Here is a 22,960-nt window from a genome sequence, read left to right as displayed (position 1 = left end):
CTTCATGGAACTTATTTATACCGAAAAGGAACTTCAGAAAACGGCAAATGCCATCCTAGCGGAATTTTCTACAAACATATTCGCCTTTTACGCTCCCATGGGTGCCGGAAAAACGACCCTGATCAAGGCCCTCGTAAAGGAATTGGGCGCCGTTGACGAAGTAAGCAGCCCCACGTTTGGACTGGTCAATGAATATGCAGATACCCATGGTAATCCGATCGCCTACCATTTTGATTTTTATCGATTGAAGGATGAAATGGAAGCCTTGGATTTTGGCTTGGAAGACTATTTCAATGCCGATGCCTATATTTTTATGGAATGGCCGGAAAAAATCCCATCCCTTTTGCCGGACAACGTAATTGCCATAAAAATTGAAATTTTGGATACAACAACCAGAAAGATATCCATGGTTTGATCAAGTCATTCGCACAATTACCTCCATTTTCAAAGAAAATCAACATCGTTTAGCAAAGGGAATTATTGTATTTTTTCGATGAAATACATGTATATCGATAAAATGTATATTTTTCACGACGAAATGCACAATTTTAACGTTTAAATGCATTTTTTTTGTCCATTATTTCTTACGTTTGCAGTAGAACAATTTGATTACTAACTAAAACCCCTAGTGAAAATGAAAAATAAAAGAACATTTCTTGCGTCCCTCGCATTAGGAGTATTTCTGTTAGGAGTTATTTCTCCAACAGTTCTAGACCAAAAGCCTAGTGTGGATAAACGATTAATTACCAAAACCGGGAAAAAGCAATAGTCTAAAATTTCAGTTTTGAAAATTTAACAAAAGGACAATCAATAAATTGTCCTTTTTTTCGTTGAGATATTTTAGCTTGTATTCCAAGCAAAGAAATATCGATGACGTAAATGAATAATTCAGAAAGAAAGCGAGCAAAGAGGAAGTTATTTTTAGACTCATTGATGGTCTTTTTAATTATAGCTTCTCCTTTCATCTTCAAACTTCACGAATATGTATCCACTGAAGAAGGGGCTACATTAAACATTTTAGGAATTGAAATAAATGATAATGGTTTTGCTAACTTAAGTGTTTACATATGGTTCATGTTAGGAAAATTAGTTCCATTATACCTTCTTTTAATATGGTTTTTTACATGTAAGCACTGGTGGTATCATATAATATTGATTCCTATTACAATGTATGCTTTTCAAATTTTCGAAGAGATTTATTCAGATGATTATTATATTGATACTGAAAACATCCTTTGGCTACTACCAATTTGTATGGTAATTATTCCTTTTGTTTATTTCATTAGAATTAAGCTTTATGACAAGTACGTACATGGTATCGACTTGGAAGCCATGGAGGCTGAATTGGAAGAGCTTAAAGAAAAAAATAGTAAAGACGGATATTCCTCAAAAGCTTCCCATGAAAATGACGTAGACGTAGCCGAAGATTTAAAACCCGAGTCGCTCTCCGAAGAAATAAACCGAAAACTTTCCACGGACAATATAGAGCAAGGCTTAAAAATCTTCCAGGACAAACTGCAAAACTGGTTCCATTTCAGGCTTTGACCATCCGGACATTCAGGTATACTATTACGAAATCCATTTATCTAAAAATCGTACATTTGATTTAGGACGTATTCATCCTTTTTTAGATATGCCTCTATGAACCAACCAAGCTCTCCATTTAGTAAACAGCAATTAATACCCCAAGAGGAAACTCTTGAGGTCCTACGGCAAAAAGGGGAACTCTTTATAGGTATTCCCAAAGAAAATCAATATCAAGAAAAACGGATATGCCTCACTCCAGATGCAGTAAATGCCATTACTTCCAATGGTCATAGGGTACTTTTGGAATCGGGTGCCGGGGAGGGTGCCAATTTCTCCGATAAAGATTACGTAGATGCCGGAGGAGAAATAACCCGCGATACGAAAAAGGTCCTTTCATGTCCGCTGTTGCTTAAAGTGGAGCCACCTACCCTATCGGAAATAGCCTTGATCCATCCGCAGACTACGGTAATATCGGCCTTACAAATAAAAACCCAGAACAAAAGTTATTTTGAGGAGTTGGCCAAAAAACGGATAACGGCCATCGCTTTTGAATACATTCGTGACGAGGATGGCAAATATCCCGCCGTGCGCTCCTTAAGTGAAATTGCCGGAACGGCTTCCGTACTCATTGCCGCGGAATTAATGGCGGCCACCAATAAGGGAAACGGACTCATGTTCGGGAATATAAGTGGGGTTCCACCTGCAGAGGTGGTTATCATTGGTGCCGGAACTGTTGGGGAATATGCCGCAAGATCGGCCATTGGATTAGGTGCCAACGTGAAGATTTTCGACAATTCCATAACCAGGCTCAGGAATATCCAGACCAATTTAAAACAGACGGTCTACACCTCTACAATACAACCTAAAAACCTGCTCAAATCCTTAAAGCGATGCGATGTCGCCATAGGAGCCACCCGAGGTAAAGGTCGGTCTCCGGTCATTGTAACCAAGACCATGGTGGAGCACATGAAAAAAGGAGCTGTCATCATTGACGTAAGCATTGATACCGGCGGGTGTTTTGAAACCAGTGAAATTACGAATCACAATAAACCTACCATTGAAAAGAGTGGGGTTTTACATTATGGTGTACCCAACATTCCATCTCGATATCCTAAAACGGCCTCTGTATCCATCAGTAATATTTTCACCCCATATCTCTTAAAAATTGGTGAGGACGGCGGGCTTGAAAATTCCCTGCGTTTTGACAAAGGGCTGCGAAACGGTCTTTATATGTACCACGGCATCCTAACAAATAAATCCGTTGGGGATTGGTTCGACCTTTCCTACAGCGACATCAACTTTCTTATTTTTTAGAAATAGGACTCCAAGCTTTCGGTATTGGCAGTAAACCGCTAATTTTGCTCATCTAATTGTATCGATGACCATGTCTTTTTTAAAGCGACTGGGATTTTATTTGGGCGGATTTGCCATCGGGATTCTATTTTTGGCATTGTTTTTACGAAAGAAATCGGACGAAACAGGAGTCAATTTCTGTTACTTCCCCAATTGTAGAACCTTAAAGGACATTCGGTCCAAATCCTTGTACTACTCGGACGCCGTTCAGCGTCAACTTTCCGAAAAGGAATTGGATACCTTGGATATTGTTTTTCTTTTGAACGAAGGCAACGTGGATTTCTCAAAGAGCGACACAAAAAGTACGCCTTGCAAAACCTATTTTATCGAAGGAAAACAAAAAGACCAGAAACTGTCCGCTTGGGTCAAAAACTGCAGGGAGAAAGCCAGTATTGAGTCAGTCTCGATCGAGTAACTAGATTTTTCTTCGTTTTCGTTCCTTCTTCAGCAAGGAAAGCTCCCTACTGGTTTGCCCTGCAACGGACGTATTTTCCTCTGCCCTTCTGATGAGATACGGCATAACATCCCTCACGGGGCCAAAAGGTAGGTACTTGGCCACATTATATCCGTGTGCCGCGAGGTTGAAAGAAATATGATCGCTCATACCATAGAGCTGTCCAAACCAAATGTCCTTATGGTTTTTCTCCACTCCTTTTTCCCGCATCAATTCCATAAGTTTATAACAACTATTTTCATTATGGGTACCTGAAAAAATCGACATACCCTCCAGGTTTTCCAGCATATAGGCAATGGTGGCATCAAAGTTTTCATCGGTGGCCGCTTTTGACTCACAAATGGGGCTTGGGTACCCTTTCTCCCTTGCCCGTTCATTTTCCTTTTCCATGTAGGCCCCACGCACCACCTTGATTCCAATTTTGAAACCATCCTTTTGTGCCCTTTCGTGCAAATCCCTTAAATAGGGCAATCTGTCCCATCTGTAGGTCTGCAGCGTATTGAAAACTATGGCTTTCTTTTTGTTGTACTTGCGCATCATATCTTCGGCAAGTTGGTCGGCAGCATCCTGCATCCAACTCTCCTCTCCGTCTATTAACAAGGAAACATCCAGGTCATGCGCCTTTTTGCACACTTTGTCAAACCTATTGATGACCCGTTGCCACTCGGCCTCCTCCTTTTCCGTTAATTTTCCGCCTTCACTTATTTTTTGATACAGGGCAAACCTTCCAAATCCGGTTGGTTTGAAAACGGCAAACGGTATGGCATCCTTTTCCTTTACAAAATCCAAGATTTTTAGGATCATCTCCGTGGCATTGTCCAACGGGTCTTCCTCATCCTTTCCTTCTACGGAATAATCCAATACGGAACATACTCCTTTTTCGAACATTTTATCCACCACAGGCATACAATCCGCCTCGTTGACGCCCCCACAAAAATGATCGAACACGGTGGCCCTAATGAGCCCTTCTACGGGTAGATGCGCCTTGATGGCAAAATTGGTCATTGCCGTTCCAATTTTGACCAAGGGCTCGTTGGCAATCATCTTAAAAAGAAAATAGGCCCTTTCTAATTCAGAATCTGATTTTAGAGAAAATGCAGTTGCAGTATTCTCAAAAATAGCGTCCATACGCGTACAATTTTTAAGGCTCCAAAGATAAAGACAGGATTTCTATTCTATTGAGTAAAATAACCTTTATTTTGCGCTCTTAAATAAAAGATTTTTGGTGTACTCGTAATTCCAATCCCATGCAGTCCATAGTATCAGATTCATATTCCGTCCATTTTGAAAGCAATGCATTTGAAGCCCTAAATTCCCATTTGTCCTCGCACAATTACTCAACCATTTTTATTTTGGTGGACGAGAACACCCATGAATTGTGCCTGCCCCAGTTTATGTCGGAAATTGCAGGGGACTATAATTTTGAGATTATTGAAATTGAATCGGGAGAGGTCAATAAGACTATTGAAACCTGTGTGGGGGTTTGGGAAGCACTATCAGAACTTGGTGCCGATCGTAAAAGTTTGCTCATCAACTTAGGAGGTGGCGTTCTTACCGATTTGGGTGGATTTGTGGCCTCGACTTTCAAGCGGGGGATAAAGTTCATAAATGTCCCCACGACCCTCTTGTCCATGGTGGACGCGTCCGTTGGAGGAAAAACAGGTGTAGATCTTGGGCCTTTGAAAAATCAAATAGGGGTTATCAATCAGCCTGAAATGGTATTAATTGTATCCGACTTTTTAGAATCCTTAAACGAACGACAAATTACAAGCGGTTTTGCGGAAATGCTCAAGCACGGTCTCATACGAAATGTCGATTACTGGGAATCCTTAAAGCAGGTAAGTTCCCTTTATGAACTAAGAGATCATATTTTGCCATCCGTAGCGCTCAAAAATGATATCGTCTTACAGGACCCTACCGAACAAAACATCCGTAAGGAATTGAACTACGGACATACTTTGGGCCACGCCATTGAATCCTACTTTTTGGAAAACGAGAACAAGGAGACCTTGTTGCACGGTGAGGCCATTGCCATAGGCATGATTACCGAGGGCTACCTTTCCTACAAGCTTACTGGATTACCTTTGTCACAATTAGAAGATATAAAATCCACTTTTTTGAAGTATTATGAGAAAGTGTCATTCACGGCCAAGGATATTGACGCCATTCTGGAACTGTTGAAATATGATAAAAAGAACTCCCATGGAAATATCAATTTTGTCCTTTTAAAAGGAATCGGAGAAACCCAGATAGATGTAACCATTTCACCCGAATTATTTCAGGAAGCTTTTGCTTACTACATGGAATAAATTCTACATATACTAAAACTACTGTTTCACAACTCTTTAGATATATCAATGCATTAAATAATTAGTTTAGGTTCAAGAATTAAGTATCACAGTAACCAACCTAAACTATTATGACCAGACGACTCATTGATTACAAAAAGTTAGACCATCATCTAGCCACTTTATTAATTGAAAAATACCCTTATGGATATGGGGATGAGGACATTATCGTATTCAAAAATGCAAGTGGTGAATTTGTGGAAGCGGTAGAACTGAGAACGGAAGACACCTTATACTTAGTGAAAATAAGTAAAAGTCTCTCCAACTTTATCGCCAATTTTGAAGATACCATAGAAAAGGAATTGGACAGAAAAACTGCGGCTGATGCTATTGAGGAAGATGAACAAATTATCCCTGAATTGGAGATGAACTACGAATCCGAAGACGAGGATTACTCAGACTTAGACTAGTCTACGCATATTTTTCCAACAGGATATTGGCGTGATGTTTTTGGTGTCCGCTAATGGCAAAACCCAATGCCGAAACACTCCAAGGAATTCCACTGGCAGTACCAACCCTGCCCAACTGGGTATTTCCAAGATTTTTAAAAAGTGTTATAGTCGCATTACGGACGGCTAAATACTCTTCAAGTATTTCCTCCTTGGTCCTATTAAGGCTATTGCTTTCCAAAATGTATGCATCCTGATCAAAACCGGGCAACTCAACTTTGTCATTTCTTGAGAATCTAAATGCCCTATACTGAAAAATGCGTTCCGTATCAATGATATGAATCAACACCTCCGCAACGGTCCATTTAGTATCGGCATAGGCATAACCTAATTTTTCCAAAGGAAGTTCCTTAACATAATCTAGAAACCACTCTTTTCCCTCGTAAAACGAATCCATGAGGTTGACATCTTCCAGGGTGTTGATATAGGTATCGTAAAAATTGGAGGAACCTAAGTTTGGAATTTCTGATTTCTTCATAATATGTGCCGATAGTTTGGTCAAAAAAGCCCAATCAGTTCTTGATCGGGCTTGGAATAAGTGTCAAATAAATACTATAATTCATTAAAAATGGTATGCATCAATCGTTTCTTGTCGTTAAAACTTTCTTCCAACGAAATCATGGTCTCCGTTCTGCTGATGCCATCAATATCATCGATTTTGAAAATGATGTTTTTTGCGTGCGTGGTATCCTTCGCCCTAATCTTACAAAAGATATTAAACTTGCCCGTAGTGATATGGGCAATGGTCACGTTTGGGATTTGATTCAAACGTTCCAAGACAAATTTGGTTTGATGTGTTTTTTCAAGGAATATGCCCACATAGGCTATAAAAGCATATCCAAGCTTTACATAATCCAACGTGAGTGAGGAGCCCTTAATGATTCCTGCTTCCTCCATTTTTTTTACCCTGACGTGAACGGTACCGGCGGAAATCAGTAGTTTTTTAGCAATATCGGTAAAAGGAGTTCTGGTGTTGTCAATCAACATATCCAGAATTTGATGATCAATTTCGTCTAATTTTACTTTACCCATGGTTGATTTATTTTATGCAAAAATAAAAAATATTAAAAAGAATTATAATAAATATTACGTTTTTGTACGAAAATCGTAATGAGTCTAAACTTAACCATAAATAATTTTATTGTTTGATCAAATCCGTGATTTTCTTGGTATTTAGCCAATTCAAATCTTGTTTGATTAAACAATCTTTGGTTATATGTCCAAAATATATATTTCGTTTATGTCCCTTTTCAGTTATCGTAGGTACAAATTTCACATTGTTATCCTCTAAAACTTCCTTGTATAGTAAGGAAATGCATTCCCCTTCCCGTAAGGATTCATCCAATATATGGGCATTTTCAACAAGAATATCGACAAATAGCTTATTGTTTTCCGGTATTTTAAAATAATTTTCTAATGGGTACGAATCCATTTTGTCATTAGCAATTGTATAAATAGCTTTATAAAGTGCCTGAAAAATCAAATCCCGCGTTCTCTCCCGTTGATAATCACCAGGGAAATGACCGGCTTCAAAAAGTATCGTAGGTATTCCTTCCATTTGAAAAGCATCCCCGACACAATTAGGATTGAAAGAATCGTCAAACCGACCTACCTGACCTGGAACCGATTTTTGTAGTTCCTCATTCATGGCCACTATAATTTTCATGGCGATGCCTCTTGAATCGGAATTATTTCGAGCCTCGTCAAATGAAGGCGCCAAAAAGGACACAGTGGCCGGACTTTTTATGCTGCCTACGTTAAAAATGGTCCGTTGATCGTGAAGGTTAAAACAATAGTCCGGTTTGAACGCTTCAAAAACTCTGCGAAGCACCTTGCTTTCTGGCTGCGACCTATGCTGTGCGTCCCTATTTAAGTCAATTTCGTTGGAATTTGACCTGGTGTAGGCCTTAGCGCCATCCGGATTGAGAATTGGAATAATCTGTAAAGTAACCTTCCCCAGAAAATCCCCGACCAGTGAGGGGCTTTGCTTTAATAGGTTTAGAAGATCAAGTACTGCTTTGGTAGTGGTAGATTCATTACCATGCATTTGTGACCACATCAATATACGCTTTGGCCCTTGACCAACTCTAACTCCATAAATTGGCCTATCTTTTACGGAACGTCCCAAAACCTTTAAATTAAACGAATTGCCCAGACCATTTAGGAATGATTCGATATGTTGATTGGTTACGTACCTACCTTGAACGGATGTTACCTTGAAATTTAGATAGTCGTCTTTGTCCGGCATAATTTTTAATTTCGCTCAACGAAAATAATACAAACTATCTTAGAAATCCCAAATTTACTACCACCCCCTACCTATATGTTTATAGCTAATGGACAATTCGTGAAAGGCAAAACTCCTTGAAAAAATTTAACAAAAGTTTTTGTAGGCATGCTTCAATTCTTCGTGAATAAAAAGGACGATTTTGGTTATTTTGCACCCATGTTTAAAAGAGTACTTTTTGTTTTTATTTTGTTCATTGCTTTGGTCTCCTGCTATGGTCCAAGTAGGGATTGTCAGGCATTTAAAACAGGGGAATTTTTATTCGATTATCAAATTGGGGATTCCCTGAAACAAGGGCGGTTTATACGAGGTGAAAATTTCAGTGTGGATTATTATGAGAACAAAGTTGATAGTGCATCCATTCGATGGATCAATGATTGTGAGTTTGTACTTCAGGACTTGAAGAGCAAAGTAGGCATCCACTATAAAATCATCAAAACGACCGATAGTTCTTACACCTTTGAATATAAGAATGCCGTTAAGGACCCTAATCGAAAAGTCGTCGTAAAAACTGGTACGGCAGTCAGGTTAAAGTAATAAGTTTAAACTCAAGTGCTAGAATCAAGTTCAAGTGCAAAATTTCAACAAAAGATTACCGGTTCCTTTTTAATTATTTTACCATTTCACAAACTAACTGTTTCACTATCTCACCAATACACTATTTCACCAAATCATTATTTTTTTAGGTTTACATAGGTTACGAATCCCATCATCCCGGATTTTATCAAATCAAATTCTTGAATTTTAAGCAGTTTTATCAATTGTTTGAAATTTTGCTGGATTCACACCGAATTTAATTAGTACATTGAAATTCCATTACGATATTCATAAAATCAACCTTTTAAATAAAATGAAAAAATCAAGTAAACAAAATCAATCAATTAGCCGAAGAAGTTTTGTAAAGAAAAGTGCCATGGCCTCTTCCATATTCATTGTCCCAAGGAACGTTCTTGGAGGGCCTGGGTTCATAGCCCCAAGTGATCAGCTCAACTTAGCGGCCATTGGCTCTGGAGGTAAGGGATTTAGCGATATCACTAACGCATCAGTTAATGGTAGGGAACGTGTAGTGGCCCTTTGCGATGTAGATTTTTCCGGTTCTGCGTCCAAGGCTGTTGAAGCTTTTCCAAAAGCAAAACTTTACGATGACTTTAGGGTGATGCTTGATAAGAAAAAGAATATAGACGCAGTTACCATTTCGACCCCGGATCACGTACATGGACCTGCCGCCAAATATGCCATGGAAAGAGGTATCCATGTGTATGTTCAAAAGCCGATGACCCATAATATCAAGGAAGCCAGAAAGCTCACGCAAATGGCCAGGGAGAGCAAAATTGTTAGTCAAATGGGTAATCAAGGTGGTTCCAATCCTCTATTGGGAATGGTCCAAAAATGGATAGACGACGATAAAATAGGTGCTATCAGTAAAGTACAGATTTGGACAAACAGACCCGTATGGCCCCAAGGAATCCAGATGCCCAAGGCCGATGCCAGTCTTAAACCAAAGGATCTCAATTGGGACCTATGGTTGGGACCAGCCGAAGAGAGACCTTTCATTCCTAATTTGCATCCGTTCAATTGGCGAGGTTGGTGGGATTTTGGTACAGGTGCATTGGGAGATGTTGGTTGTCATTTGGTGGATATTCCTTTTAGGACCCTAAACTTGAAGTATCCAACGGCCGCTGAGTGTAGTGTCGGTTCTGTTTATACACAGATGTGGACACCGGATTATTATCCAGAAGGTTGTCCTCCATCCTCATTCATCACATTGAATTTTGATGCAACGGAGAAAACCAAGTCGCCCATTGAAATGACCTGGAGTGATGGAGGCATCAGACCGGCCCATCCAGATATCATTCCGGCAAATGATGATATAGGAGGGAGAAACAGTGCCAATGGCGTTCTGATTATTGGAGAAAAGGGAATCATATCCACCAATATCAACGACAGTTCACCATTGATGCCAAAACTGTATCTAAACGATGGCACTACGGAATTTGGTCCAGAAGTGGAAGAAAATTTAGAACCTGAGTATGGGCACCAGCGAAAATGGGTAGACGCTTGTAAAGCGGGATTTGGAAGTGAGGAACACTTGGCCTTAACATCTTCCTTTGATTATGCGGGCCCAATGACGGAAACCGTACTTATGGGGAATCTCGCCATACGAAGCTACATGCTTAGAAAAGAAAATGAACAAGGCCAAATGGACTTCTATGCCCGCAAAAAATTATTATGGGACGGTGAAAATATGAGAATCACCAACTTGGAGGAAGCCAATCAATTTGTAGGAAGGACCTATAGGGATGGGTGGGAAGTATAGATTTTTGAACTATTAATTAGGTCTATTAAAGACAATCTCTGGGTTGGCGCTTTTATGTTCGTTAAAAAGACGCTGCTGCTGCTTTACCGTTAAGGTACTGCCATCATGGCTCCAACCTGGAGGTCCAAAAATATACATGAACTTATGGGACCATTTGTCCGCTTTCTTCACATCGTTCCATATATCCTTGAACTCATGCGTTAAAATAACTAGGGGATTATAGGAATTTGGTGCGTGAATCACCCCGAATTTCACCTCTATATCATCATCCAATTCCTTCCAAGTCCCGAATATTTTATCAAATATGTTGAGGAACCCCCCGTGGTTTTTATCCAAATACTCTATATTCTGCGAATGGTGCACCTGATGCATCGTATGGGTATTGAAAATCTTTTCTATCCAACCCATTTTGGGTACATACTTGCTGTGTAGCTGAAATTGCCAAAAAGATTCTATCGCCAAACAAAATATCACCACTTCCACAGGAAATCCTATGGCCGGCATCCACATATAGAAAAACGGTTTGTACAATAAAGTGAACCATCCATTTCTAATGGCGGTACCCAAATTAAAATGATCCGAAGAATGATGCACAATGTGGGCTGCCCAAAGTATCCTAATTTCATGATTGGCCCTGTGGAACCAATAGTACGTAAAATCATCAGCCAGTTGGCACAGTAGGAAAATATACCATTCATAGCCAAAGGATTTATATCCCATGATATTCATTCTAACCCCATCCACCATAGGGTTGAATAGTTCATAGGTAAAATTGAAAACCACAATCAATACGGTAACCTTGATCAACGGACCCAGTATGGCGGATCCGATTCCCATCGCCCCGCTAGCCATTAAATCCTTCCAGACATATAAATCCTCGTCACCATGGGTGTGACTATAGGTAAGTTCCAATAATATGAAAGCAATAAAACAGGGTACTCCGTAAATGAGGGGGTTCGTTAAATCCATTTAATTCCGTGATTTAGCCAAATATAATTAGAAAAGGTTCTTATGAAGGAGAATTAAAATAATTCATTTCTATAAAACTATAAATAATTCAAAAAATTAGCGTTGCTGTTGATTTTTTAGGATGGTATTCTGCTCTTTCATTAAACTTTCCAAATTTGACAGCAGCTCGATGTTTTTTGGAGTCACCACCTCCGCATTGGCGGGATCTTCAGATTTTTCCTTGAACCTATTTATGAACTTGAGCATTACAAAGATGGTAAAGGCTATGATTCCGAAATCTAGGATAACTTCAATAAATTCCCCATAACCAATTGCTACTTCTTCCATGGCTTCAGTTGCTTCCCGTAAAATCCATTTCTTATTACTAAGATTAACATCATCCGTCATCAATGATAAAGGCGGCATAATGACCTTCTTAACCAAGGTATTTACCACTTCATTAAAGGCGGTACCAATGATGATACCAATGGCCATGTCTATCATATTGCCTTTAACTGCAAAATCCTTGAACTCTTTGAACAGACTTTTCATGTATTACCTAAATTAAAATAAAGTAGTTTGACCTTCACCCTGCTCGCCTTCCTTTTCATCACTGTCGTACTTACTTGTAGGCCCTGAGCCATCATTTCCATTTTCTTCTGGAGAAATATTTTCCTCATCCACCACTTCAATATCCTCGGCATCTTCGGGTTCCTTTTCCTCATAAGGCAGCGGATCCAACAGGTTGATATTTTTTACTTTCTCAGGTGTCAGTTGATTGCCCATAGCCTTGATTCCCTTAACTGCTATAAAATCCTCCAGTTCCACCCTCAGATTTTCCTTTGGATCCTTGCCCCTGGGTTTGGGGAATTCAACTTCTACCACCGGAAGCCAATCGGTTGAAACGATTTCCAAATACGACTTTGAGTGATCAGTTATGAAGGTTTCCTCCTTATTTTCGTTTTCAACATGGAACCTTTTCACATAAAAACGTTCCTTTTCACCTTCCCAATAAATGGCCGAGATTGGTTTGTTGGGATTGTATTTTTCCAGAACGATCATATCCTCGTCAAAATGGGAAGTCAATACGGGCTGAATGGTTTTCACGACCCCTTTTTGTGTAATAATCAGCAAAAGGTCATCTCCCTTAAATTCCCCTATGAGTTCTCCCCTACCGTCAACATTCAATCTTCGGACGACATCATCAAACCAGATCTTTCTGGGTTTTAACGTTGAAACGCCCTTTTCCTTGAGCTCTATACGCTTCACGGAATATTTGGTCACCACATTCCCTTTGGAGCTTCTGCCTTTAATAAGTACATCGGCAAAATCGATATCCCACTTCAATTTTTTGATGCTTCCAGCTTGCCTCAGATTCACGGTAACCACTTCGGCTTCCCCATTAGGATTGGCTGAAAAATATAATACCTGTGAATTGGGGGTGCCTGCCGTCAAATCATAGCTTTTGTCCCTTGTAATGGAAGTGACATTGAACCTTTTAATATAGGAGGGGCCTCCTTTACCATCTTTATAAATCATGTTATAAATAGTGCGCTTGTCCTTTTTCTTAAAAACGGCTACGTGGATAATGTTCTTACCCACAAAAGTCTTGGCGTCTACCTTGGTTACCTGCATGGAACCATCCCTAGTAAATACTATGATATCGTCAATATCGCTGCAGTCCGTCACATATTCGTCGCGCTTTAATGAAGTCCCCACAAAACCTTCCTCCCTATTAACATAGAGCTTGGTATTTCTAATAACCACTTTTGTTGCCTCGATATCATCGAAAATGCGTATTTCGGATTTTCGCTCCTTGCCTTTACCATAGGTTTCCTTTAAGTTTTTAAAGTAGTCTATGGCAAATTCGACCAAATGTTCCAAATGGTGCTTTACTTGGGCGATTTTCTCCTCAAGGCTTTCCAAATGTTGTTGGGCCTTGTCCAAATCGAACTTGGAAATCCGTTTTATCCTGATTTCGGTCAGGCGAACGATATCCTCCTCGGTGACGGGACGCCTCAAATGCGTGGTATGGGGTTTTAAGCCTTTGTCAATGGCAGTGATGACGCCTTCCCAAGTTTCCTCTTCCTCGATATCCCGATAAATCCGATTTTCTATAAAGATTCTTTCAAGCGAAGCGAAGTGCCATTGTTCCTCCAACTCAGAAAGCTGGATTTCCAATTCCTGCCGCAACAGTTCTACCGTAGCATCCGTAGAACGTTTCAGCATTTCCGTTACTCCGATAAACAATGGTTTATTATCTTCAATAATACAGCCTAAAGGAGAAATGGAGGATTCGCAGGCCGTAAAGGCATACAGTGCATCTATAGTCTTATCGGGCGAAATCCCGGATGGCAGGTGGACTAAAATTTCTACTTCCGCAGCGGTATTGTCCTCGATTTTCTTGATCTTAATCTTCCCCTTTTCATTCGCCTTTAGGATGGAATCGATTAACGTAGAGGTATTGGTTCCATAGGGTATTTCGCTGATAACCAGAGTATTCTTATCCAATTGGGAAATTCTTGCACGCACCCGAATCTTCCCTCCACGTAATCCGTCATTGTAATTGCTTACATCGATAATCCCGGCGGTTGGAAAATCGGGAAACAACGTAAAACGCTTTCCTTTTAGGTGTTTTATGGAGGCATCTATCAGCTCGATGAAATTATGCGGCAGGATTTTGGTCGAAAGCCCCACAGCAATACCTTCCGCCCCTTGGGCCAACAAAAGCGGAAATTTTACCGGTAGGTTTACAGGTTCCTTTTTTCTACCGTCATAACTTAATTGCCACTCGGTGATCTTAGGACTGTAAACGACCTCCAAGGCAAATTTGGACAATCTGGCCTCTATGTATCTTGATGCTGCGGCACTATCTCCAGTAAGAATGTTTCCCCAGTTCCCTTGGGTATCGATCAATAAATCCTTTTGCCCCAATTGCACCATGGCATCGGCGATGCTGGCATCCCCGTGGGGGTGATACTGCATCGTATGGCCCACAACATTGGCGACTTTGTTGTACCTACCGTCATCCAATTCCTTGAGCGAATGCATGATTCGCCTTTGAACAGGCTTAAATCCGTCCTCAATGGCGGGAACGGCACGTTCCAAAATAACGTAGGAAGCATAGTCTAGAAACCAATCCTTGTACATTCCGGTAACCCTCGTTAGGGCCTCGGACGATTCGTCTTTGTTTGGTTGTTGACCTTCAGATAGATTATCGTTCTGACCGTCGTTCAATGCTGCATTTTCTTCCATTCAGAAGCAATCGTATTTCTAATTTATTTTTGATTTTCCTCCACAAGGTCAATCTCCACTTTTAAGTTTTCTATGATGAATTCCTGTCTATCCGGTGTATTTTTGCCCATGTAAAAATTCAGCAATTCCTCTATGGACATGGCCTTGTCCAACATTACCGGCTCCAACCGAATGTCGTCCCCAATAAAATGCTTGAATTCATCTGGGGAAATTTCGCCCAAGCCCTTGAACCGCGTTATTTCAGGCTTGCCGGAAAGTTTTTGAATGGCCAATTGACGCTCCTCGTCACTATAGCAATATATGGTCTCTTTCTTGTTCCGAACCCTGAACAACGGGGTTTGGAGAATGTACAGATGATTTTCCTTGATCAATTCGGGAAAAAACTGCAGGAAAAAAGTGATGAGCAATAACCTAATGTGCATTCCGTCCACATCGGCATCGGTAGCGATTACAATATTGTTATACCGCAGGTCCTCCATGGATTCCTCTATATTCAGTGCAGCTTGCAGCAAGTTGAACTCCTCGTTTTCATAAACGATTTTTTTGGACATGCCATAGGAATTCAATGGCTTGCCACGTAGGCTGAAAACGGCTTGGGTATTCACGTCCCGGGATTTTGTAATGGAACCGGAAGCCGAATCCCCCTCCGTAATAAATAGGGTGCTTTCCAACCTTCGCTCATTTTTCATATCCCCCAGATGCACCCTGCAATCCCGTAATTTTTTATTGTGCAGGCTGGCTTTTTTGGCTCGGTCCCTGGCCAATTTTCGGATTCCGGAAAGTTCCTTACGTTCCTTCTCCGCCATGATGATCTTACGCTGGAGTTTATCAGCTGTCTCCGGATTTTTGTGTAGATAATTATCCAACTGGGTACCTAAAAAGTCGTTTATGTAGGTCCTAACCGTTGGAAAATCGCCCCCCATTTCCGTGGAGCCCAATTTCGTTTTGGTCTGACTTTCAAAGACGGGTTCCATGACCTTGATGGAGATGGCCGAAATAATCGATTTGCGCACATCCGAGGCATCATAGTTCTTCCCATAGAAATCACGAATCGTCTTTACAATGGCTTCCCTAAAAGCCGCTTGGTGGGTACCTCCTTGGGTGGTGTGCTGTCCGTTGACAAAGGAATGGTATTCCTCGCTGTACTGCGTCTTGCTATGTGTAATCGCGACCTCTATATCATCCCCTTTCAAATGGATAACGGGGTACAGCATGTCATCCATATTGTTATTGTCCTCCAATAGATCCTTTAGCCCATTTTCCGAATGGAATTTCTCACCATTAAAAACGATGGTCAACCCTGGATTTAGGTATACATAGTTTTTGAGCATGCGCTCCACATACTCGTTCCGGTACTTGTAATTTTTAAAAATACTTTCGTCCGGAACGAAAGTGACCTTGGTTCCCTTTCTTTTGGAAGTATCTTCCGGGCCTTCCTCCTTATCCAGATTCCCAAAACTGAATTGTGCGGTCTTTACCTGATTGTCCCTAGAGGACTGGACCTCAAAAAAACTGGAAAGGGCATTCACAGCCTTTGTACCCACACCGTTAAGTCCTACGGATTTCTTAAAAGCACGACTGTCATACTTACCCCCGGTGTTCATTTTGGAAACAACATCCACCACCTTGCCCAAAGGTATGCCCCTACCATAGTCCCGAACCTTAACGGTCTTGTCCTTGATGGTAATCTCAATGGTCTTTCCGGCGCCCATAACGAACTCGTCGATACAGTTATCGATAACTTCCTTGAGCAGAATATAGATTCCGTCGTCTGCCGAAGAGCCGTCCCCCAATTTTCCGATATACATCCCAGGCCGCAATCGGATGTGTTCTTTCCAGTCGAGCGAGCGTATGTTATCTTCGGTATACTGAGATTCTTGGGACATTTAACTAAAATTTATGAAAGTGTGGCTAAAGATAGCATGACTCGCATAAAGATAAAACCCCTTAACAGTAAAGTAATTAACAATAGATGGCCCCGTATTGTTGATATAGTAGCTACCTGTCCTCCAAGGGAAAATTATAAAGCCCATGTTTTTCAACATGCCCACAATCCAATTTTTTTATCCTGAAAGGTGATGTATTGGTGTAAATTGAAGTATTTATATTGAATAGAACAGCCAATGAAACCAATTTAAAGCAGGTTTTAAGTAAAATAGGTTTGCCCCTTTGGGAGATAGGGGACTTTACACATTGAATCTAAAGTGCATTACGTCACCATCCTTAACGATGTATTCCTTGCCTTCCACACGCATTCTACCTGCTTCCTTCACCTTGGCCTCGCTGCCAAATTTCACATAGTCGTCATAGGCAATTACTTCGGCGCGGATGAAACCTTTTTCAAAGTCGGTATGAATGACTCCGGCTGCTTGGGGTGCCGTCGCTCCTACTGGAATGGTCCAAGCCCTAACTTCCTTTACTCCCGCTGTAAAATAGGTTTCAAGATTTAGGAGTCGGTATGCACCACGTATCAATTTTGCAGATCCCGGCTCTTTCAAACCAAGGTCTTCCAGAAACATTTGCCGTTCTTCGTACGTCTCTAACTCGGTTATATCGGCCTCTGTACCTACGGCCAAAAAAATCACTTCTGCATTTTCGTTGGCAACGGCCTCCTTTACTTTTTCCACATAGGCATTTCCTGTGGATGCCGACTCTTCATCCACATTGCACACATACATTACGGGCTTGTCTGTTATGAACTGTAGTGGTTTCACGAATTCCGTCCTATCTTCATTGGATATTTCGATGGCCCTAACGGAAACCCCGGATTCCAGGCCATTTTTAATCGCCATCAAAACTACCTCTTCCTTTTGTGCTTCCTTATTTCCTGTTTTGGCCGCTCTTTTTACCTTGTCCAATTTTTTGTCCACCGTCTCCAAATCCTTTAATTGAAGTTCCATGTCAATGGTTTCCTTATCCCGGATCGGATTCACACTTCCATCAACATGGACGATATTTTCGTTATCAAAACATCTTAATACGTGTAGGATAGCATCGGTCTCACGGATATTTCCCAAAAACTGGTTTCCCAAACCTTCACCCTTGCTGGCTCCTTTTACCAAACCGGCAATGTCCACGATTTCCACGGTCGCAGGCACCACACGTTCCGGTTTTACCAACTCCTCCAGTTTTTCCAACCGTGTGTCAGGGACGTTTACCACACCAATATTCGGCTCTATGGTACAAAACGGAAAATTGGCACTTTGTGCCTTCGCGTTGGACAAACAATTAAATAGGGTCGATTTTCCCACATTGGGCAATCCCACGATTCCTGCTTTCATTTTTTAGAAGTTAGATACTAGATATTAGATGATAGACTTTTATTTCAGGGCGCAAAGATAGCTTTTACGCTGTTATTATTCCTATCAAATAAAAAACCCGAACAGAGTTCGGGTAAAATGATTGAAGACCCTTTGAAAATCAAACTTATTAAGTCTAATCTTCTGGATGCATGAAAGCCTGTTTGGCCAGCAAGGTCTCCTCTGATTCCACGTGGTCCTCATCGGGCACACAGCAATCCACAGGACATACGGCCGCGCATTGTGGCTCTTCATGAAAGCCCATACATTCCGTGCACTTATCCGGTGCTATATAATATACTTCATCGCTAATAGGTTCTTGGGCATCCTCTGCGTTCACGGCCTTACCATTGGGCAAAACCACGTCTCCCTTCAAAGAAGTACCATCGCCATAGCGCCACTCATCTGCTCCTTCATAAATTGCCGTATTGGGACATTCCGGCTCGCAGGCCCCACAGTTTATACATTCGTCTGTTATTATTATAGCCATAATTCAATTTTTATTTAATATCGATTCAAAATTAAAACCATCTTTGGGTACTTCTGCCCCACACTTTTTCAATTGAGAATCTTACTTTTGCACAAAAGTAAACCCTAGTAAACTTGTATACAAATATAATGGCAGAACAACCAGAAAGCATAAAAGCTTTTGTTAAACTCGGAGAATTTTTGGGTGATTTTTGCCAATTTACCAAAGGGAACAATGAAATTAAAGGAGACCAAGTAACTTGGTTCCAAAAACTGGAGGCCGTGGTAGGTAGGGCATCCAGTCATAACGGCTGGTTCACAAAGGAGAACATCCTATTCGCCTTTGAACAGTGGTCCAACGCGTTGCAGGCCGATAACTTGAAAAAATGGCTGGATCGGTATGATATTCAAAGTTCGAGTCCCTTAACAGTTGCCATCATTATGGCCGGAAACATTCCCTTGGTTGGGTTCCATGATTTTTTATCCGTGCTGGTAACCGGAAACCGCGCCTTGGTAAAGTTATCCAGCAACGACACCCTTTTGCTGCCCTTTTTGGCAGAATATCTTGTATCGGCTGACCCCTTACTTTCAGACCGTATTTCATTTTCGGATGAAATCCTGACCGATTATGATGCGGTCATCGCTACGGGAAGCAACAATACCGCCCGCTATTTTGAGTATTATTTCGGCAAGAAGCCGAACATTATCCGAAGAAACAGAAATTCGGTTGCAATAATCCAGGGCGACGAAACACCCGAAACACTTTCGCTATTAGGTGAGGATATTTTCCTGTATTATGGCCTAGGATGTAGAAGCGTATCCAAAATCTTGGTCCCCCATGGGTTCGATTTTGACCGGCTCTACAAAGCCATTTATCCCTTTAATCCTATTATACACGAGAATAAATACGCCAATAACTATGATTACAACAAGGCCGTGTACCTTATGAGCGAATTCAAGTTTTTGGACAACGGTTTCCTACTATTGAAGGAAGATGACGGCTATGCCTCTCCCATTGCGACTCTTTTTTACGAATATTATGAAACTTGGGAGTCTCTAGAAACTACGTTGACGAGGGATGCCGATAAAATCCAGTGCATCGTTTCTTCCAAACCCCGTCCAGGCCATATCGCCTTTGGAGAATCCCAAAAACCCGCACTCTGGGATTATGCGGATGGAGTGGATACTGTTGAATTCCTGTTAAAAACATCCCTCAAGAATTAAATCCATCTTTATCTTAAATCAATAGAAATTTCTGACCTTTATCCCCTTAATCAATTGAAAAATGCAAAAACATAATTTTAGTGCTGGTCCCTGTGTCCTTCCTAGGGAAGTACTCCTTAAAGCCTCTGAGGCCGTTATGGATTTTAACGGATCTGGGCTGTCCTTAATAGAAATTTCTCACCGAAGTAAGGATTTTGTGGCCGTAATGGAACGTGCCCGTTCCCTTGTGTTGGAATTATTAAATCTAGAGGGAAAGGGGTATCAGGCCCTATTTTTACAAGGGGGTGCCAGTATGGAGTTTTTAATGGTGGCCTACAATCTTTTGGAAACGAAGGCGGGCTATTTAAATACAGGAACTTGGAGCGATAAGGCCATCAAGGAGGCCAAACTTTTTGGGGAGGTAGTGGAAGTCGGGTCTTCTAAGGACGAAAATTTCAACTACATACCAAAGGGATATGCGGTTCCTTCTGGTTTGGATTATTTACACCTTACATCCAACAATACCATTTTTGGAACACAGTTTAAAAAATTTCCTACGACCGATGCTCCGTTGGTCTGCGATATGAGTTCCGATATTTTCTCACGGGTGCTGGATTTTTCTAAATTCGAGTTGATATATGCCGGCGCACAAAAGAATATGGGCCCTGCCGGTACCACATTGGTCGTTATCAAGGAGGAAATATTGGGCAAGGTGTCCCGGAAAATTCCATCCATGCTGAACTATCAATTACATATCGATAAGGAAAGCATGTACAACACCCCACCCGTTTTTGCCGTCTACACGTCCATGCTCACCTTGGAATGGCTAAAGAATATGGGAGGCATCGCTGCCATTGAGGAAATCAACGAGAAAAAGGCCCAGTTACTGTATTCGGAAATCGATTTGAATCCCGTATTCGAGGGGTATGCCAACAAAAATGACCGTTCCAATATGAACGCCACCTTTAATTTGGCGGAAGAAGGTCTTAAGGATACGTTTGACGCCATGCTGAAAGAAGCCGGAATCAACGGTTTGAACGGGCATCGCTCGGTTGGTGGATATAGGGCCAGTATGTACAATGCCCTTTCCTTGGAAAGTGTTGGAGTCCTGGTGGACGTAATGAGCGAAATGGAACGGAAAGCATAACAAAATGAAACCCTAATCGAGGGAGTTGTTATGGTAAGTAAATTACTTATTCCAGATTGAATATTTAATAATCAGGCTATTGACCACATATTTAACGTATGAAATGAGCCATAACAAGTCTTGATACCCACCTTGATGGTTATTGGCGAATTGCATCTGACCTTTTAACAATATTAAATATAAACAGATGAAAATATTGGCGAACGACGGAATATCCCAGAAGGGCATTTCGCTTCTTGAGAAGAATGGATTTGACGTAATTACTACCAATGTGGCCCAAGAACAACTGGGCAATTTTATAAATAAAAACGAGGTAACCGGACTTTTAGTACGAAGTGCCACAAAGGTCAACAAAGATTTGATCGATGCATGTCCCAACCTAAAGCTCGTTGGCCGTGGTGGCGTAGGCATGGACAACATCGATGTGGAATATGCCCACAAAAAAGGTATCCAGGTAATCAATACGCCCTCGGCATCCTCATTGTCGGTAGCGGAGCTGGTATTTGCCCATTTGTACGGTGGTGTCCGGTTTTTATATGATGCCAATAGAAACATGCCTTTGGAGGGCGATAGCAAGTTCAAACAGCTAAAAAAATCCTACGGAAACGGAAAGGAACTTGCCGGTAAGACTTTGGGTATCATTGGATTCGGAAGGATCGGTCAGGCCGTTGCAAAATTGGCCCTCGGTGCAGGAATGAAAGTGGTCTTCTTTGACCCATTGTTGGATGATGTTTCCCTAACATTGTCCTTTTTTGACGGACAATCCGTCACTTTCCATCTTAAAAAAACGGATAAGGAAGAATTATTAAGGATATCGGACTTCATAACGGTTCATGTTCCCGCACAGAAAAACTATGTTTTGGGCAAGAAGGAATTTGACCTGATGAAAGATGGTGTTGGAATCATCAATGCGGCCAGAGGAGGTGTAATTGATGAAGTCGCCCTTGTGGATGCCTTGGAGAGTGATAAGGTTTCCTTTGCCGGGATGGATGTGTACGAATCGGAACCGCGACCCGAAATAAGGATATTGATGCACCCCAAAATATCGTTGACACCACACATTGGAGGTGCCACCAACGAAGCACAGGATAGGATAGGGATTGAGTTGGCGGAACAGATAATTTCACATTTTAAATAGTGCTTTATTGCGACTTTTTTGAACTCTTTTTGTACATTACCAACAGAACATTAAATTAACTATAAAATGGCAGGATTATTAGATTTATTGAATAGCCCAATAGGCAAACAGGTTATTAGCGGTGTTGCGGGACAGACCAATCAACCGGAAAGTAAAACGGCGGATGTGTTGAGCATGGCTATGCCCCTAATTTTGGGCGCTATGAAAAAAAATGTAAAATCTCCAAGTGGCGCTGAAGGTTTGATGAGCGCTTTGAACAACAAGCACGATGGAAGTATTTTGGACAATTTGGGAGGCCTGTTCCAAGGTGGGGTCGATGATTCCGTTATGAACGATGGAGCTGGAATTTTAGGCCATGTCTTTGGTGGCAAGCAGCCGCAGGTGGAAAATGCCCTAAGTCAGAAATCCGGATTGGACGCAGGAACTGTCAGTCAAATCCTTAAGATAGCCGCTCCTATCGTTATGGGCTATTTGGGTAGGGAAACCTCTCAAAACCGTGTCAACGATTCCAATGGAATGAATGCCCTTTTGGGAAGTATGCTGGGCGGACAACCACAACAAAACCAAAGTTTGATTACCACATTGTTGGATGCCGATGGTGACGGAAGCATTTTGGACGACGTAGCCGGTATGGTCATGGGCAGTAATAAAAAGAAAGGCGGACTGGGAGGTCTCTTGGGAGGTCTTTTTGGCAAATAAGCCATTTTTAACCTTATTTAACGAAGCCGTTTGATTGTTCAAACGGCTTTTTTGTATCTTAATGATTG

22 protein-coding genes are annotated in these 22,960 nt (G+C 41.3%); 12 read left to right on the top strand and 10 right to left on the bottom strand.

What is annotated here, in order from left to right; all coding sequences use genetic code 11:
- The first annotated feature begins 4 nt into the window (after nt 1–4).
- The 4 genes from tsaE (at nt 5) to ACZ41C_RS16495 (ending at nt 3,295) form a co-directional block, all read left to right on the top strand.
- Nucleotides 5–415 (top strand): tRNA (adenosine(37)-N6)-threonylcarbamoyltransferase complex ATPase subunit type 1 TsaE, encoded by a 411-nt coding sequence (gene tsaE, locus ACZ41C_RS16510; RefSeq protein WP_464563020.1) that lies wholly within the window; start codon nt 5–7, stop codon nt 413–415.
- 464 nt (nt 416–879) lie between these two features.
- Entirely contained in the window at nt 880–1,545 is a 666-nt protein-coding gene (locus ACZ41C_RS16505) for a hypothetical protein (RefSeq protein ID WP_193554885.1), read from the top strand.
- A 96-nt stretch (nt 1,546–1,641) separates the two neighbouring features.
- The gene (locus ACZ41C_RS16500) at nt 1,642–2,841 is read left to right on the top strand and encodes an alanine dehydrogenase (RefSeq protein ID WP_138258120.1); all 1,200 of its coding nucleotides are present in this window, start codon (nt 1,642–1,644) and stop codon (nt 2,839–2,841) included.
- Between the two features lie 70 nt (nt 2,842–2,911).
- A complete protein-coding gene (locus tag ACZ41C_RS16495; protein WP_464563017.1) occupies nt 2,912–3,295 on the top strand; it encodes a DUF4258 domain-containing protein in 384 nt (127 codons plus the stop codon).
- Here the strand turns inward: ACZ41C_RS16495 and ACZ41C_RS16490 are convergent, their stop codons facing one another.
- Nucleotides 3,296–4,462, bottom strand: a complete 1,167-nt coding sequence (locus ACZ41C_RS16490; RefSeq protein WP_464563015.1) for a proline dehydrogenase family protein — start codon at nt 4,460–4,462, stop codon at nt 3,296–3,298.
- Nucleotides 4,463–4,581: 119 nt separating this feature from the next.
- On the opposite strand from ACZ41C_RS16490, the gene aroB reads away from it, so the two are divergent.
- Nucleotides 4,582–5,643 (top strand): 3-dehydroquinate synthase, encoded by a 1,062-nt coding sequence (aroB, locus tag ACZ41C_RS16485; protein WP_464563013.1) that lies wholly within the window; start codon nt 4,582–4,584, stop codon nt 5,641–5,643.
- A gap of 110 nt (nt 5,644–5,753) precedes the next feature.
- Complete coding sequence (locus ACZ41C_RS16480; RefSeq protein WP_138258117.1) at nt 5,754–6,092, top strand: hypothetical protein; 339 nt, start codon at nt 5,754–5,756, stop codon at nt 6,090–6,092.
- A gap of 1 nt (nt 6,093) precedes the next feature.
- Here ACZ41C_RS16480 and ACZ41C_RS16475 read toward each other — a convergent pair whose 3' ends face one another.
- The 3 genes from ACZ41C_RS16475 to ACZ41C_RS16465 form a co-directional block, all read right to left on the bottom strand.
- Nucleotides 6,094–6,609, bottom strand: coding sequence for a DinB family protein (locus tag ACZ41C_RS16475; protein WP_464563011.1), 516 nt, complete (start codon nt 6,607–6,609; stop codon nt 6,094–6,096).
- A 74-nt stretch (nt 6,610–6,683) separates the two neighbouring features.
- The gene (locus ACZ41C_RS16470) at nt 6,684–7,163 is read right to left on the bottom strand and encodes an Lrp/AsnC family transcriptional regulator (RefSeq protein WP_027066901.1); all 480 of its coding nucleotides are present in this window, start codon (nt 7,161–7,163) and stop codon (nt 6,684–6,686) included.
- Nucleotides 7,164–7,269: 106 nt separating this feature from the next.
- The gene (locus tag ACZ41C_RS16465) at nt 7,270–8,379 is read right to left on the bottom strand and encodes a M14 family metallopeptidase (protein ID WP_464563008.1); all 1,110 of its coding nucleotides are present in this window, start codon (nt 8,377–8,379) and stop codon (nt 7,270–7,272) included.
- 147 nt (nt 8,380–8,526) lie between these two features.
- On the opposite strand from ACZ41C_RS16465, the gene ACZ41C_RS16460 reads away from it, so the two are divergent.
- Nucleotides 8,527–8,955 carry a hypothetical protein gene (locus ACZ41C_RS16460; RefSeq protein WP_464563006.1) on the top strand — a complete coding sequence of 143 codons (429 nt, stop codon included), beginning with the start codon at nt 8,527–8,529 and terminating at the stop codon, nt 8,953–8,955.
- A 313-nt stretch (nt 8,956–9,268) separates the two neighbouring features.
- Complete coding sequence (locus tag ACZ41C_RS16455; protein WP_138258114.1) at nt 9,269–10,735, top strand: Gfo/Idh/MocA family protein; 1,467 nt, start codon at nt 9,269–9,271, stop codon at nt 10,733–10,735.
- Nucleotides 10,736–10,747: 12 nt separating this feature from the next.
- On the opposite strand, the gene ACZ41C_RS16450 is transcribed toward ACZ41C_RS16455, so the two are convergent.
- The 6 genes from ACZ41C_RS16450 to ACZ41C_RS16425 form a co-directional block, all read right to left on the bottom strand.
- Complete coding sequence (locus tag ACZ41C_RS16450) at nt 10,748–11,704, bottom strand: sterol desaturase family protein (RefSeq protein ID WP_464563003.1); 957 nt, start codon at nt 11,702–11,704, stop codon at nt 10,748–10,750.
- A 96-nt stretch (nt 11,705–11,800) separates the two neighbouring features.
- The gene (mscL, locus tag ACZ41C_RS16445; protein ID WP_138258112.1) at nt 11,801–12,235 is read right to left on the bottom strand and encodes a large-conductance mechanosensitive channel protein MscL; all 435 of its coding nucleotides are present in this window, start codon (nt 12,233–12,235) and stop codon (nt 11,801–11,803) included.
- 12 nt (nt 12,236–12,247) lie between these two features.
- Entirely contained in the window at nt 12,248–14,938 is a 2,691-nt protein-coding gene (locus tag ACZ41C_RS16440; RefSeq protein ID WP_464563001.1) for a DNA gyrase/topoisomerase IV subunit A, read from the bottom strand.
- A gap of 23 nt (nt 14,939–14,961) precedes the next feature.
- Nucleotides 14,962–16,824, bottom strand: coding sequence for a DNA topoisomerase IV subunit B (locus ACZ41C_RS16435; protein ID WP_138258110.1), 1,863 nt, complete (start codon nt 16,822–16,824; stop codon nt 14,962–14,964).
- 300 nt (nt 16,825–17,124) lie between these two features.
- A complete protein-coding gene (gene ychF, locus ACZ41C_RS16430) occupies nt 17,125–18,219 on the bottom strand; it encodes a redox-regulated ATPase YchF (protein WP_464562998.1) in 1,095 nt (364 codons plus the stop codon).
- Between the two features lie 154 nt (nt 18,220–18,373).
- Nucleotides 18,374–18,727: a 4Fe-4S dicluster domain-containing protein gene (locus tag ACZ41C_RS16425; protein WP_138258108.1), complete on the bottom strand. Its 354-nt coding sequence runs from the start codon at nt 18,725–18,727 to the stop codon at nt 18,374–18,376.
- A 128-nt stretch (nt 18,728–18,855) separates the two neighbouring features.
- Here ACZ41C_RS16425 and ACZ41C_RS16420 point away from each other — a divergent pair, with 128 nt between their 5' ends.
- The 4 genes from ACZ41C_RS16420 to ACZ41C_RS16405 all read left to right on the top strand — a co-directional run bounded on the left by ACZ41C_RS16420 (nt 18,856) and on the right by ACZ41C_RS16405 (nt 22,892).
- Nucleotides 18,856–19,929 carry an acyl-CoA reductase gene (locus ACZ41C_RS16420; RefSeq protein ID WP_464562996.1) on the top strand — a complete coding sequence of 358 codons (1,074 nt, stop codon included), beginning with the start codon at nt 18,856–18,858 and terminating at the stop codon, nt 19,927–19,929.
- 61 nt (nt 19,930–19,990) lie between these two features.
- Nucleotides 19,991–21,055, top strand: a complete 1,065-nt coding sequence (gene serC / locus ACZ41C_RS16415) for a 3-phosphoserine/phosphohydroxythreonine transaminase (RefSeq protein WP_464562994.1) — start codon at nt 19,991–19,993, stop codon at nt 21,053–21,055.
- Between the two features lie 187 nt (nt 21,056–21,242).
- Nucleotides 21,243–22,193 (top strand): D-2-hydroxyacid dehydrogenase, encoded by a 951-nt coding sequence (locus ACZ41C_RS16410; RefSeq protein ID WP_464562992.1) that lies wholly within the window; start codon nt 21,243–21,245, stop codon nt 22,191–22,193.
- 66 nt (nt 22,194–22,259) lie between these two features.
- On the top strand, nt 22,260–22,892 hold the full coding sequence (locus ACZ41C_RS16405) for a DUF937 domain-containing protein (RefSeq protein WP_464562990.1): 633 nt from the start codon (nt 22,260–22,262) through the stop codon (nt 22,890–22,892).
- The last annotated feature ends 68 nt before the right edge of the window (nt 22,893–22,960 follow it).

The organism is Maribacter sp. C-4077 (assembly GCF_055378385.1).
Note: the sequence above shows the minus strand (reverse complement) of the source record. Positions and strands in the feature narration are given on the sequence as shown.

Excerpts from the sequence above, each read along its gene's own strand:
- tsaE (WP_464563020.1), top strand. The coding sequence starts at position 5 with ATGGAACTTATTTATACCGAAAAGGAACTTCAGAAAACGGCAAATGCC.
- ACZ41C_RS16505 (WP_193554885.1), top strand. The coding sequence starts at position 880 with ATGAATAATTCAGAAAGAAAGCGAGCAAAGAGGAAGTTATTTTTAGAC.
- ACZ41C_RS16500 (WP_138258120.1), top strand. The coding sequence starts at position 1,642 with ATGAACCAACCAAGCTCTCCATTTAGTAAACAGCAATTAATACCCCAA.
- ACZ41C_RS16495 (WP_464563017.1), top strand. The coding sequence starts at position 2,912 with ATGTCTTTTTTAAAGCGACTGGGATTTTATTTGGGCGGATTTGCCATC.
- ACZ41C_RS16490 (WP_464563015.1), bottom strand. The coding sequence starts at position 4,462 with ATGGACGCTATTTTTGAGAATACTGCAACTGCATTTTCTCTAAAATCA.
- aroB (WP_464563013.1), top strand. The coding sequence starts at position 4,582 with ATGCAGTCCATAGTATCAGATTCATATTCCGTCCATTTTGAAAGCAAT.
- ACZ41C_RS16480 (WP_138258117.1), top strand. The coding sequence starts at position 5,754 with ATGACCAGACGACTCATTGATTACAAAAAGTTAGACCATCATCTAGCC.
- ACZ41C_RS16475 (WP_464563011.1), bottom strand. The coding sequence starts at position 6,609 with ATGAAGAAATCAGAAATTCCAAACTTAGGTTCCTCCAATTTTTACGAT.
- ACZ41C_RS16470 (WP_027066901.1), bottom strand. The coding sequence starts at position 7,163 with ATGGGTAAAGTAAAATTAGACGAAATTGATCATCAAATTCTGGATATG.
- ACZ41C_RS16465 (WP_464563008.1), bottom strand. The coding sequence starts at position 8,379 with ATGCCGGACAAAGACGACTATCTAAATTTCAAGGTAACATCCGTTCAA.
- ACZ41C_RS16460 (WP_464563006.1), top strand. The coding sequence starts at position 8,527 with ATGCTTCAATTCTTCGTGAATAAAAAGGACGATTTTGGTTATTTTGCA.
- ACZ41C_RS16455 (WP_138258114.1), top strand. The coding sequence starts at position 9,269 with ATGAAAAAATCAAGTAAACAAAATCAATCAATTAGCCGAAGAAGTTTT.
- ACZ41C_RS16450 (WP_464563003.1), bottom strand. The coding sequence starts at position 11,704 with ATGGATTTAACGAACCCCCTCATTTACGGAGTACCCTGTTTTATTGCT.
- mscL (WP_138258112.1), bottom strand. The coding sequence starts at position 12,235 with ATGAAAAGTCTGTTCAAAGAGTTCAAGGATTTTGCAGTTAAAGGCAAT.
- ACZ41C_RS16440 (WP_464563001.1), bottom strand. The coding sequence starts at position 14,938 with ATGGAAGAAAATGCAGCATTGAACGACGGTCAGAACGATAATCTATCT.
- ACZ41C_RS16435 (WP_138258110.1), bottom strand. The coding sequence starts at position 16,824 with ATGTCCCAAGAATCTCAGTATACCGAAGATAACATACGCTCGCTCGAC.
- ychF (WP_464562998.1), bottom strand. The coding sequence starts at position 18,219 with ATGAAAGCAGGAATCGTGGGATTGCCCAATGTGGGAAAATCGACCCTA.
- ACZ41C_RS16425 (WP_138258108.1), bottom strand. The coding sequence starts at position 18,727 with ATGGCTATAATAATAACAGACGAATGTATAAACTGTGGGGCCTGCGAG.
- ACZ41C_RS16420 (WP_464562996.1), top strand. The coding sequence starts at position 18,856 with ATGGCAGAACAACCAGAAAGCATAAAAGCTTTTGTTAAACTCGGAGAA.
- serC (WP_464562994.1), top strand. The coding sequence starts at position 19,991 with ATGCAAAAACATAATTTTAGTGCTGGTCCCTGTGTCCTTCCTAGGGAA.
- ACZ41C_RS16410 (WP_464562992.1), top strand. The coding sequence starts at position 21,243 with ATGAAAATATTGGCGAACGACGGAATATCCCAGAAGGGCATTTCGCTT.
- ACZ41C_RS16405 (WP_464562990.1), top strand. The coding sequence starts at position 22,260 with ATGGCAGGATTATTAGATTTATTGAATAGCCCAATAGGCAAACAGGTT.